The sequence below is a fragment of the Streptomyces otsuchiensis genome, from assembly GCF_004305975.1.
GTDB classification, from domain to species: domain Bacteria; phylum Actinomycetota; class Actinomycetes; order Streptomycetales; family Streptomycetaceae; genus Streptomyces; species Streptomyces otsuchiensis.
On the sequence record NZ_BHZI01000184.1, the window covers coordinates 1 to 12,056 of the forward strand.

At 74.6% G+C, this 12,056-nt stretch carries 10 protein-coding genes and 1 pseudogene; 2 read left to right on the top strand and 9 right to left on the bottom strand.

The genetic code is table 11. From position 1 onward, the window contains the following. Together E0D90_RS17550 and E0D90_RS17555 are read right to left on the bottom strand one after the other, a co-directional pair. Positions 1-460, bottom strand: a pseudogene (locus E0D90_RS17550) (hypothetical protein); the annotation flags it as partial. 163 nt (positions 461-623) lie between these two features. After that, a complete protein-coding gene (locus E0D90_RS17555; protein ID WP_130799189.1) occupies positions 624-2,048 on the bottom strand; it encodes an NsdA family TPR-like regulatory protein in 1,425 nt (474 codons plus the stop codon). Between the two features lie 226 nt (positions 2,049-2,274). Between E0D90_RS17555 and E0D90_RS17560 the strand changes: the two genes are divergently transcribed. Further along, positions 2,275-2,931 (top strand): bifunctional DNA primase/polymerase, encoded by a 657-nt coding sequence (locus E0D90_RS17560; protein WP_307721153.1) that lies wholly within the window; start codon positions 2,275-2,277, stop codon positions 2,929-2,931. A 273-nt stretch (positions 2,932-3,204) separates the two neighbouring features. Here E0D90_RS17560 and E0D90_RS17565 read toward each other — a convergent pair whose 3' ends face one another. The 5 genes from E0D90_RS17565 to E0D90_RS17585 all read right to left on the bottom strand — a co-directional run bounded on the left by E0D90_RS17565 (position 3,205) and on the right by E0D90_RS17585 (position 7,677). After that, complete coding sequence (locus E0D90_RS17565) at positions 3,205-3,663, bottom strand: carboxymuconolactone decarboxylase family protein (protein WP_103529138.1); 459 nt, start codon at positions 3,661-3,663, stop codon at positions 3,205-3,207. Between the two features lie 62 nt (positions 3,664-3,725). Next, positions 3,726-4,544, bottom strand: a complete 819-nt coding sequence (locus tag E0D90_RS26640; RefSeq protein ID WP_157996882.1) for a hypothetical protein — start codon at positions 4,542-4,544, stop codon at positions 3,726-3,728. 103 nt (positions 4,545-4,647) lie between these two features. Then, entirely contained in the window at positions 4,648-5,457 is an 810-nt protein-coding gene (locus tag E0D90_RS17575; protein ID WP_130799190.1) for a hypothetical protein, read from the bottom strand. 58 nt (positions 5,458-5,515) lie between these two features. Further along, positions 5,516-6,376 (bottom strand): alpha/beta fold hydrolase, encoded by an 861-nt coding sequence (locus tag E0D90_RS17580; RefSeq protein WP_103529135.1) that lies wholly within the window; start codon positions 6,374-6,376, stop codon positions 5,516-5,518. 608 nt (positions 6,377-6,984) lie between these two features. Continuing rightward, the gene (locus tag E0D90_RS17585; RefSeq protein WP_103500813.1) at positions 6,985-7,677 is read right to left on the bottom strand and encodes an iron-dependent transcriptional repressor DtxR; all 693 of its coding nucleotides are present in this window, start codon (positions 7,675-7,677) and stop codon (positions 6,985-6,987) included. Positions 7,678-7,985: 308 nt separating this feature from the next. Between E0D90_RS17585 and E0D90_RS17590 the strand changes: the two genes are divergently transcribed. Next, on the top strand, positions 7,986-8,744 hold the full coding sequence (locus tag E0D90_RS17590; protein WP_130799191.1) for an SIS domain-containing protein: 759 nt from the start codon (positions 7,986-7,988) through the stop codon (positions 8,742-8,744). Between the two features lie 67 nt (positions 8,745-8,811). Here the strand turns inward: E0D90_RS17590 and E0D90_RS17595 are convergent, their stop codons facing one another. Further along, positions 8,812-10,452, bottom strand: a complete 1,641-nt coding sequence (locus E0D90_RS17595; protein WP_130799192.1) for a PAS domain-containing protein — start codon at positions 10,450-10,452, stop codon at positions 8,812-8,814. Between the two features lie 464 nt (positions 10,453-10,916). Continuing rightward, positions 10,917-11,540: a pyridoxamine 5'-phosphate oxidase gene (gene pdxH / locus E0D90_RS17600; protein ID WP_130799193.1), complete on the bottom strand. Its 624-nt coding sequence runs from the start codon at positions 11,538-11,540 to the stop codon at positions 10,917-10,919. Positions 11,541-12,056: the final 516 nt, after the last annotated feature.

Sequence of the window (12,056 nt, forward strand, 5' to 3'; positions counted from 1 at the left end):
ACGCGTACCGCTGGTCCGGACCGGCCGCGGGGTGCTGCGGACCGGCCGGCGGGTGCTGTGGCACGCCCGGGGCGACTTCGGGCGCGGGATGGCCGTACCCGGCGGCCGGGCCGACCGGCGCAGGGTAGCCGTACCCGCCGGGGGCACTGGCGGGCGCTGGATAGCCGTACCCGCCGGCGGCGCCGTCCGAGGCCGGGTAGCCGTAGCCGCTCCCGTCCGCCGGATACCCGTACGCGCCGGGTGCGCCGCCCGGTCCGGGTGGCGCACCCGGCGCCGGGCCCGGCGGACCGGAGGTGGGCTGCTGGTCAGGGCCCCAGGGCTGGTCCCACGGCACGCCCTCGCTGGGCACGGCGGCGCCGGGCCGCGCCCAGCTCTCGGGGGCGCCGCCCGGCGCTCCGCCCGACGGCAGTACGACGCCCTCGCGCGGTTCGTCCTCGTGCCTGTGGCGGTTGCTCGACACCGGCGTGGCTCCTCGTCACTCCGTGGGCCGCACACCCGTGCGGAGGCGGCGGCGATCGCCGGGACACGCTACCTGCTCGTACACAGGAGCGGTCACCAACCCGTTCGGCCGAGGGTACCCGGAGTCACCGGCTCGGCCGGCCCGTCGGAGCGCACGCCCCCTCTTAGACGAGCACCGCTCCCGCCCCCCTCCACCGCTCCTGGAACTCCTTCACATGGCTGGTGTCCTGATAAGGCGCCAGCCGTGCGTTGAAGTCCGCGAAGTACTGGGTGCCGCGCTTGGAGCGCAGCCCGGTCAGCAGCACCCCGGCCTCCCCCGCCGTCTGGCAGGCGTGCTCCACCTCGGCCTGTTGCAGCTTGCCGGTGGCCAGGACCAGCAGCCCTATCGCGCGGCGCCTGGTCCTGGTCTCGGGGTGCCCGGCGAGCGCTTCGGAGGCACGCTGCTGGGCGGCGGCGCCCTGGTCCAGGTCGCGGTGGCAGTGCGCGAGTTCGTCGGCGAGGTACGCCGAGTCGTAGTGCGCGACCCACGGCGGGTCCTCCCCGCGCGAACCGGTCGCCCGGTCCATGGCCGCCAGCGCCGGGGAGGCCACCCGGCGGCACGCCTCGCGGTCGCCGAGCTGCGCGTGCCCGCGGGCCTCGGCGGCGAGGAAGAGGGCCTCTGCGCGCGGCGGCACCTGACCGCGGGTGCCCTCCTGGGCGGCCCGCGCCAGCTGGATCACCTCGCGTGGGCTGCCCAACTGAGCGGCGAGGTGGCTCATTCCGGCGGCCAGCACATAGCCGCCGAAGCCACGGTCGCCCGCGGCCTGGGACAGCCGCAGCGCCTGGATGTAGTAGCGCTGCGCCAGCCCCGGCTGGCCGGTGTCGACGGCCATGTACCCGGCCAGTTCGGTGAGCCGCGCGGCGGCGGCGAACAGCCGTCGGCCCACCGACTCCCGGTAGGAGCCGGTCAGCAGCCCGGCGACCACCCCGTTGAGGTAGTGGGCCAGCACCGGCCGCACATGGCCGGCACCCCACCGGCGGTCCAGCTCGATCAGGGCGGCGGTGGTGGCCACCACCGCCTCGACGTCGCTCGCACCGACCCGCCCGGTGCCCGCCGCGGCGGCCACCGAGTCGTCGATCCGGGCGATCAGCCAGTCACGGCTGGGCTCCACCATCGCCCCCGGCGCCACGGCGGCGCCGTTGGTCCCGGCGGCCCCGGTGTGACCACCGGGCTGGGGGCGGGCCGCGTCGGCCCGCCACAGTTCCCTGGCTTCCTCCAGGGCCTCCGTCAGTCCGGGCGCGAAGGTCAGCCCGACGGCGGACGGAGGCTGCCGGGACCCTCCCATCCCGATCTCCTGGAGGGTCACCGCGCGTCCGAGCTTGCGGCCCAGCGCTTCGGCGATCACCTCCGGCGCCCTGCCCCGCGGCCGCTGGCCGCGAATCCACCGGGCGACGGAGGTCTTGTCGTAACGGAAGTCGAGCCCGCGTTCTGCCGCGCACACATTGACGCGGCGGGCGAGTCCGGCGTTGGAGCACCCAGCCTCCCGTATCAGGGACAGCAGCCGCTCGTTGGGCTGCCGTGCGGCGGGTACCGCGGCACTCTCGGTCATCATGCTTCTCCAGGCTCGGCGGTCCGACGGACGGTCCGCAGAATCGATGCCCACCCGTAGCCGGAAGCCATGCCGCACGCTCCCGTGGATGCACCCGTGCGCCCCTCCTGCAAGCCGCGCTCCCGACCGCGACCACGACCGCCGGTCCGGGCGGAGTTGACCGCGACCGTAACCAGGGGAGTCCCCGGGAGTTGTGATCAGCGTGAGAGAGACCGCCACACCCCCCGTGACCGCTTCCGCCCCGGCCGGCCAGGACGCCGCGATCCCCCAGCAGCGCAGCGACACGCCGCTGGACTACGCGGTCCGCTACGCCGAGGAGCGGCACTGGGACGTGCTGCCCGGCACCTGGCTGGAACAGCGGGTCGGTGGCATCCGCTGCTCCTGCGGCATGCGGGCGTGCACCTCCCCCGGCACCCACCCGGACGGGCCCGGCTGGACCGAGCGCGCCACCGGCAGCCCGGCGACCGCCCGGCGCATGTGGCTGGCCGAGCCCCGCGCCTCCGTGCTGCTGCCGACGGGCCGCACGTTCGACGTGCTGGACGTGCCCGAGTCCGCCGGCTGCCTGGCGCTGGCCCGGCTGGAGCGGCACGAGGCGGAGCTGGGCCCGGTCAGCTCGACCCCGGGCGGCCGGATGATGTTCTTCGTGACACCGGGCGCCGCGGTGAGGACGCCGGGGATCGTGCGGCAGCTCGGCTGGTCGCCGGACTCGCTGGACCTGCGCGCCATCGGCGCCAACGGGTATGTGCCGGCGCCACCCACGCGACTGGGACGGCACGGGTCGGTGCAGTGGGTCCGGCGCCCGACCAGCGCCCACCACTGGTTGCCGGACTGCGAGGAACTGCTGCCGGCGCTGGCGTACGCCTGCCGCCAGGACCACGGCTGATCCCGGGCGGTGGCGGGGCGTTGGGACGGGCTCCGACCCGGACGCCGACCGGGGCGCGCCGGGACGTACGGGGTGGCCGGGACGGGTCGCTCGCGCTGGAGCGCGGCGGGCACCGTGCGCCCGGTCGCGGCGCCGGCCGCCGCCTCATGGTCATGAGCACGGCCGAACGGGCGGGCACGCGCCCTCCGTTCGCGATCATGCCACCCCCGGACGCGCCCCCGCCGGCCGAGAGGGACGGCGGGGCGCGGCAGGCGTGGCCGCCGAGGCGGCGACTCAGTCCGGAGCCGGCCCCTTCCGGGTGGAGACCGCGATCCGGTTCCAGGCGTTGATGGTGGTGATCACCGCGATCAGCCGGGCCAGCTCGGGCTCGTCGAAGTGTTCGGCCGCCCGTGCGTAGACCTCGTCCGGCACGAAGCCGTCGGTCAGCACCGTCACCGCCTCGGTGAGCGCCAGGGCCGCCCGCTCCTTCTCCGTGTAGAGCGACCCGGCCTCCTCCCAGGCGCCCAGCAGATGGAGCCGCTGCTCGCTCTCCCCCGCCGCGCGTGCGTCACGGGTGTGCATGTCCAGGCAGAAGGCGCAGTGGTTGAGCTGCGACGCGCGGATCTTCACCAGCTCGGCGACGGTCCGGTCCAGCCCTTCGGCCGCGGCCTTGTCCAGGGCGGCCATCGCGCGGTAGACGTCGGGAGCGTGGGCGAGCAGATCCAGGCGGGCGAGAGGCGCGAATGTGGTCATACCCAGACCATAGTGCGCACGTGCCCCAGGACTTGGCATCACCAACGGGCACCGCGTCGGTGTCAGACGTCGACCCCGGCCTCCAGTTCGGCGATGTCCAGAGTGTCGTCGGCGCTCGGCCGGGTGAAGTCGACCGGGACGTTGTAGTCCCCGAAGCCCAGGACGATCTCGTCGGGATCCTCGGGCAGCTCTATCCGGAGGATGTGATGCGGCGCCTCGGCCGTGATCAGAATGACCGCCAGCTCGCCGGTGTCGTCGATGACGTCCAGCTCGAACACGTCCACGCCGTCGTGCTCGTCGCGCCCGGTCACCTCCGGGTCGCCCGTGAGTTCGTCCAGGCTGATCTCTCCCAGCAGTTCCTCGGCGTCGCAGAGAGCGGCCAGTTCCGCCACGTCGGGGTCGTCGGCCGTCGAATAGAGGAACTTGCCGACGAGCAGGCGACCGAGTGCCCCGGTACCGGCGGTCTCCCAGAAGAGCTGGTCACCCGCGATCCAGACCTCGTCGCCGGACCTCCGGATCTCCACCGCGCCGTCGTACTCGGTCTCGACCGTCGCCACACAGGTACCGTCCCGGTCGGACTGGATGTCCGTGTGGAGTGCGGAGCCCTCGTCCAGCCCGGAGGCGGTGTAGCGGACCGACTCGGCCTCGGCGAGTTCCCGGACACCGGCCTCGTAGAGCGCCCAGGCGTCGGGCTCCTCGTCCGTGACAAGCTCCGCCGCGTCGTCATCGGTCTCCTCGGCGGTGCCGGCCTCGCGGTCGGCCTCCGCCTCCGCGGCCCGCGCGAAGCGGTCCATGGCGCCCTCACCGGAGCAGGCCGGAACCGCCAGCAGGGCAGCGCCGACAGTGGCGGCGGTCAGGGCGGCGCGCGTGCGTATCCTCATGTGTCCCCCAGTACGTTCGGTCGTCGATCCTACTGACGCCGCCCCACCACCGGTCGCGCGCCGAAGCCACCGCCGGCGCACGTGTGCCGCCCCGATACGGCGATCAGGGCGAGAGCTCCTCGTAGTCGAGCACATCCGCGTCGTCCGGCGGGGTGACGTCGACGGGGACGTTGTAGTCGTCGAAGTCCAGGACGAGGTCCTCGCCGTCCTCGACCACGCCGACCCGCAGGATGTGGTGCGGCTGCTCGGCCGCTATGCGGAAGCGGCCGACGTCGCCGTTGTCCTCGGTGACCTCGATGTCGACCACGGCGACGCCGTTCTGGTCGTCGCGGCCGGTCTCGACCGCCGTTCCGGTGAGGTTGTCCAGCGGGATGCCGCCGATCAGCTCGCTCAGCTCGCAGAGCCCGGCGAAGGAGGACATGTCCGGGTTGTCAGTCGTGCCGTAGAGGTACATGCCGCCCAGCAGCCGGCCCACCTCGGCGGAGCCGGCGGTCTCCCAGAAGAGCTGGTCGCCCTTCATCCAGATGTCGTCGCCGGACTTCCGGATCTCCACGGAGCCCTCGTCCGCCATCGTCATGTCGGCGACGCAGTCGCCGTCCAGATCGAGATGGATGTCCATGTCCATCAGCGAAGCGCCGTTGGGGACAGTCCCCACCAGCCGCATGGACTGGGCGTTGGCGAACTCGTCGGCTCCCGCCTCGTAGAGCTCCCAGGCGGACGGCTCGCCTCCCGGCTCGGCGGCGGGCTCCTCCGACTCGCCCTCGCCGTCGGAGCCCGGCTCCTTGGCCTTGTCGTCGGCCTGCGGCGCCTGACCGAAGTGGTTCAGGCCGTCGCCGCTGGAGCAGGCCGGCAGTATCAGCAGCGCGCCGCTGACGGCGATGGCGGTCAGCGCTGTTCGCAGGTGTGCTCGCATGGTTCTCCCCCGTGTGTTGTCGGGATCGATCGTAGCGACGGGCTCCGACACCCGGTCGTCACGCTCCCTCCGCGGACTCCAGGAAGGGTTCGACCACGGCGCGCCACGCCTCCGGCCGGTCGTGGTGGGCCAGATGACCGGCGTCGGGGATGTCGGCGTAACTGCCCCGCGGCAGCACCCGGACCATCTCCTGCGCCTCCGCCCGCCCCAGCTCCCCGCCCAGCCCGCGCACCACCAGGGCCGGGCAGCTGACCTGCGCCAGCTCCTCCCAGTGGGCGTCGTGCACCCACGCCTCCCGGGCGCGCAGCATGTCGTCCCTGGAGAAGACCGGATACCAGCCGTCCGCCCCCTCCGACATGACCTCGGCGTAGTACCGGCCGCGCACCGGCGAGGGACGGTCGAGGATCGGGTCCTCCTCGCCGAACCACCGCCGGACCTCCGCCAGGGACGCGAACGGCGTGGGCCAGGAGTCGTACCAGCGCGACCACTCACGCTGCGACTCCTCCCCCATCGGCGAGGCCCGCATGTCGCAGATCACCACGGCCCGGACCAGATCGGGGCGGCGGGCGGCGAGCTGCCACGCCGTGAGCGCTCCCATGGCGTGGCCGATGAGCACGGCGGGCGCGAGATCCAGTTGCTCCAGCGCCGCCTCGGCGTCGGCGACGAAGGCGTCCCGGTCGTAGTCACCGTCGGGCGGTCTCTCGCTGCGGCCGTGCCCGCGCTGGTCGAGGCCCACGGTGCGCCAACGGCCGGACAGCCAGCGGGCCGCCTCCTCCCAGTGCGCCGAACGCCCCATCAGGCCGTGCAGCAGCAGAACCCCGGGGCGGCGCCCCGCGTCCTCCGTCTTGGGCGGCTCGGAGAACTCCCAAGCGGCCAGGCGCGCTCCGCCCCGCCCCACCACGTCCACTCTCCGGACCATGCGTAGTACCCCCTTCGCTCGCCTCTCGGGCCTCCCCCGCGGACTGGGCCGGTCGGCCCATCGCCACCGGGCGGCAGCCGGACGGCAACGCTCTGCCCCCGCCTACCGGCCGGCCTGCGTTCGCCAGGCTACCGAACAGGTATTCGAACACGCCTTCTTTCCACTCCGTTTCCCCCTTACGAGTGATGCGGTGCCCGCCCGCGCCCCGCGCACCCGGCGCGCGGAGACCGACGAGAACCGCGAGAGCCACGAGAGCCACGAGAACGAGGCGGCCTCCCAAGCCGGGAGCGGGCGGTACGCAGGACGACACGACGGTGCGACCCGCTCCCGGGCAGGCCGCACCGTCACTGATCCCCCCGTCATGCCCCCGGCACCGCACCCCAAACGGAGCCGGGCGCTCCACTCCGGCACACCGCGTACCGGCGGTTACCTCCGCACCGCCCCGACCCGCCGGACGCGGCACCTCCAGGTCACCAGCCAGCACCTCCCCGGCACGGCCCGAGGGCCACCCCGAGATCCGCCCGGGACCGCGGCGCACAGAGGGGCGGGGGCGGCCCTGCGGCCACCCCCGCCCCGGTCCGCGGCCCGTTCACGCCGGGCCGGCGGGTTCAGCTCTTGGCGACGAAGACGTGCATCGCCACCGCGTCGTCCAGCTCGGCGGCCTCGCCTCCACTGCCGACCAGCAGCCCGCCATCGTCCCCGGCGCGCACGCTCACCGACGCGCCGGGCTGCACGCCCGCACGCCGGAGCGTGTGCATCAGCTGGGCGTCCGTCTGGATCGGCTCGCCGATCCGCCGGACGACGACCGTCCGGCCGTCGCCGGCCCGCAGCTCGCTGAGCGCCACCATGCCCTCCTCCAGGAAGGGGTCGGGCTCGCCGCGTTCCCCCAGCTCCGCCAGCGCGGGGATGGGATTGCCGTACGGCGACTCGGTGGGGTGGTCGAGCAGTGCGAGAACGCGGCGCTCCACCGCCTCGCTCATCACGTGCTCCCAGCGGCACGCCTCGGCGTGGACGTGCTCCCACTCCAGGCCGATGACGTCCACCAGCAGGCACTCGGCCAGGCGGTGCTTGCGCATGACGCGTTCCGCCAGCCGCCGGCCCTCCTCCGTCAGCTCCAGGTGACGGTCGCCGGCGACGCTCAGCAGACCGTCCCGTTCCATCCGGGCGACGGTCTGGCTGACGGTCGGGCCGCTCTGTTCAAGACGCTCGGCGATACGGGCCCGCATCGGAACCACACCCTCCTCCTCCAGCTCCAGGATGGTGCGGAGGTACATCTCAGTGGTGTCGATGAGTCCGGACATGGTTGCCCCTCGGCTATGTCGTGCGGTGGCCCTGACCTCAATTCTGACGCATCGCGCCGGTAATCGGGTCGCCACGGAACGGGCATACCCCGGCGATCCGCCACACCGCTCCCCGCCGGGGCGCTCCCGCCCCGTACCGGAACCCGCTCCGGACTCCCGGTCCACCCTTGACAGCGCACTGGTCCAGACCTCAGCGTGACGAGCGGCAGCGCTCCCACCACGCCCCGAGGGCGCCCGGGAGCCGCCGCACCCCGGGGGCGCAGCCGGCCCGCCGGGCAGCGCACCGGACCCGTGAAGGAAACCGCCAGATGAGCCGTCGCCCCCTCGCCGACCAGTTCTTCGACGCCGCCCAGGATCTGCTGCGGCGGGTACGCGACGAGGAGGGCGAGGCCATCGCCCGCGCCGGCGGGCTGGTTGCGGACACCGTCACCGCGGGGGGCCGTGTCTTCGCCTACGGCGCCGGGCACTCCGCGCTTCCCGCGCAGGACGTGGTCTACCGCGCCGGGGGGCTCGCCGTCGTCAACCTGCTGGCGGTCCCCGGCACCGTCGGGGTCGACGTCTCACCGGCCACCCTCGGCAGCGCCCTGGAACGCGTCGGCGGCCTCGCCCGGGCCACCCTCGACACCAGCCCGGCGCGCGCCGGCGACCTGCTGTTCGTCATCTCGCTCTCCGGCCGCAACGTGCTCCCCGTGGAGATGGCCTCGCACGCCCGGGCACGCGGGATCTCCGTCGTCGGCGTGACCTCCGTCGGGTACGCCGAGCGGACCACCTCCCGCGACCCGTCCGGCACCTTCCTCAAGGACCACTGCGACGTGGTGCTGGACAACAAGATCGCCCCCGGCGACACCGAGCTGACCCACCCCGGCGTGGCCGCGCCGTTCGGCCCGGCCTCCACCGTGGTGACCGCGGCCCTGATGCAGGCGGTGATGGCCACCGCCGCCGGAGAGCTGGCCGACCGGGGCCAGGAACCGCCGATGCTGCGCTCGGGCAACATCGACGGCGGCATCGAGTGGAACCGCGAGGTGTGCGAACGCCACGCGGACCAGGTCCTCTGGCAGCGCGGCTGACCTCCGCCGGCCGGACGCACGGCCGCCCGCGGGGACGCCCAGGCAGCAGGGCACACGCCCGGGAACCTCAGCCGCGCGGACCGGCCAGGTCGACGGCAGCCGCCACCCGGAGCGCCACATCCTCCGCGAACGTCGCGTCCGTCCGGTCGAAGCCCGGCCGTCCCGCACCGCGCAGGAAGGTGACCACGCCCAGGTCGCGGCCCCGGCTGCGCAACGGCACGCAGAGGGCGTGGAGCGCGTCGCGCGGCCACTTGTGGGCCGCCGCCCACGTCGCGCCGGCGGACGCGCCGGCGCCACCGGCAGGCCGCCCGGCGGCGCCGCCGGCCCGCACCGGACCGCCCCGGGCCAGCGCCTCGAGCGCCGGGTGCCCCCGCCGGTAGGCGACGGCCACCCCCGCGCTGGCGCTGCCCGGGCCGAACAGCCCGGGTGTCTCGGCGACGCGCAGCAGCCGTCCCCGTGCCCCGGCGGCACCGCCGGGACCCTCGCCGGCACCGCCACCAGCCCTGCCGGCACCACCGCCACCGGCACGACCGCCACCGCCACCGCCACCCGGACGCGACGCCGGCACCACGTCCAGCAGTGCGTGCTCGGCGAAGCCGGCCAGCGCGAAGTCCAGATGAACGGCGGCGGCGTCCATCGGGTCCGCGCACTCCGCGGCGACACGGGCGGCGCGGTTGAGCTGCCCGTCGCGGAACCGCTGCCGCGAGACCTCGCGGGTCTGCCGCCGCGACGGCGTGACGTCCTGGAAGACCCAGGCCACCCCCAGCGGGGAGGGTTCCGTGGCCAGCGGGGACCCGAGCGGCAGGAATCCGCTCAGCCAGCAGCGACGCCGCCCACCGGGCAGACCGCCGCGGGTCTCGCCGTCCTGGTCCTCGTAGGAGCCGTCCTCGTGCAGGGTCACCCACAGCTCGACCGGGTCGGGGGGCGGGTCACCGGCCAGGGCCTGTTCCAGCGCGCCCTCCAGCTCCTCCAGTCCACTGCCGAGGAACTCCGCCAGGGGCTCGCCCAGCGTCTCGACCGCGGTGACGGCGAGGGCACGGGCGGCCGGCTCGTTGAGCGCGACGGTCCGCAGGTCGGCGTCGACCAGCAGGACCGACCACGACGACCCGCCCAGCAGCGCCTCGCTGAGCGCGATGCGCCGTTCCAGGTCCAGCTGGGCGTGCACGTCGCTGAAGGCGCAGTAGGCCCCGGCGACGCTGCCACGGCTGTCGCGCACCGCGGCCGTCTGGGCGCGGACGAGCAGCCGGGAGCCGTCCTTGGTGACGAAGGGGAACTCCTGGACCTGCCGCGCCGCCGCGGCGGCGGCGCCGTCACCGGTGACGGCCAGCAGCCGGTCGTGGACGTCGACGGCGTCCCGCTCGCGCACCACCCAGCCGCCGAGGCCGCGCCGGCCCAGCGCCTCGGCCCCGGTCCAGCCCAGCAGCCGCTCCGCCTCGTGGTTCCAGTGGGTGACGCGGCCGTCACGGTCGACGGCGAACAGGGCGGCGTCCATGCCGCCGAGCAGCGACGCGAGCAGCAGTGGGTCCGGGATGCCGGCCCCGGTGGGCCGAGCCCCGGGCTGGGACTGTGAGTGCGTCGTCACGGTGTTCCCCCCTCGACGGTGCCCGACGGCCGCGCGCCCGCGGCGCCGGTCGTGGCCGTCGCCCGGAGCCGGCTCCGGGCGGCCGGAGCCGGACGGACACCGCGCGGTGGTGCGGGTCGGCACCATTCAACTGCATGGTGAGGGCCGTCACATGGGGTTCGGCGGGATTCAGCCGCCGGGTGGCCGGAGGACGGCCCTTAAAAAAAGCGCTTGAGCCACCGGCCGTGTGCTCCTACCGTGGAGTGCACACGAGAAGGGAGGTGGTTCGGCAGATGATCAAGAACCGGACGCGTGAGGTGGCTGCGGCCTGAGGGCCGACGTCCCACACCAGTGCGGATGCCGGCACCGCCGGCCAATCCCATGCAGTCACCCGACCCGCGGGCCGCCGGTATCGTCCGGCCGGCTCTCCTGGATCTCCAGGGGACCAAGGCCCGCGGGTCGCCTGCGTGTGCGGCGCGTGTGCGCGACGCGACGGGCGGCCCGGCACGCGGCGGGAGCGCTCCAGCGGTGTCCGCCCGCCTCCTGGAGACCGGCCGCGCCGACACCGCCCCTCCGCCCTTCCCTGCGAGCGCGGTCTCGGGCGTCCGCCCTCAGGGACAGAGCCGCTCGACCGTCCAGCCGTCCTCCCGGCGGTGGTAGACCAGCCGGTCGTGGAGCCGGTTCTCCCGGCCCTGCCAGAACTCCACCCGCTCGGGACGGATCCGGTACCCACCCCAGTCCGGCGGCGCCGGAACGTCCTCCCCCTCGGGATAGCGACGGGCCAACTGCTCGTATCTGCGGTCCAGTTCCTCCCGCGAGTCGACCACTGTGGACTGGTCGCTGGCCCAGGCGCCGAGCTGGGAGCCGTGCGGACGGGTGCGGAAGTAGGCGGCCGTCTCGTCCCGCCCGGTGCGCTCGGCCCGGCCGGAGACGATGACCTGGCGGGCCAGCGGGTGCCAGGGGAAGAGCAGCGACGCCCACGGGTTGGCTGTCAGGTCACGCCCCTTGGCGGAGCCGTAGTTGGTGAAGAAGACGAAGCCGCGTTCGTCGTAGTGCTTGAGCAGGACGGTCCGGGAACCGGGGCGGCCGGAGGCGTCGGCGGTGGAGACGACCATCGCGTTCGGCTCGTGCAGTCCGCCGCGCACCGCCTCGGTGAACCAGATCTCGAACTGGCGGACCGGGTCGGACGGAAGCTCGGACTCGCGCAGACCGGCGGCGCGGTAGCGGGCGCGCATCGCGGCCGGGTCGAGGGTGTGGGGCGGGGTGGTGGCGGAGACCACGGCCGGGGTCGCGGGTGCGGAAGCGGGGGACGTGGTGGACGGGGCGCTGTCGGCGGCGTTGTCGGACACGGCCATATCTTGCAGCATCGCGCCGACAGTGGCCGGTCCCCGCCGGTTTCCTCACGACCCCTGTGTCCGGCGGACACCTGCGGTTAAGGTGGCTCGCCCCGGACGGGGCCACCCGCCGGGACCGCACCACCGCGGCGGGGGCGGTCCCCGCCGTTCGCGCCCCGTCCGACGCGCCTGGCCCCGTACCGGTCGTGCCCCCGCCGGGTTCCGGCCCGGTACTGATACCCCTGGACTCCGGTCTTCGCGCCCCGGACGGTCCGGGCCACCGGAGCGCCCCCGCCCCACACACGACCGGGTCCGGCCGCCCGCCGAGGCGCACCACCGGGGCGGCCGGGGCCACGGGCCCACCCGGGCCACGCACCCACACCACCGCCACCACACCCGCCACCGCCACCGCCACCG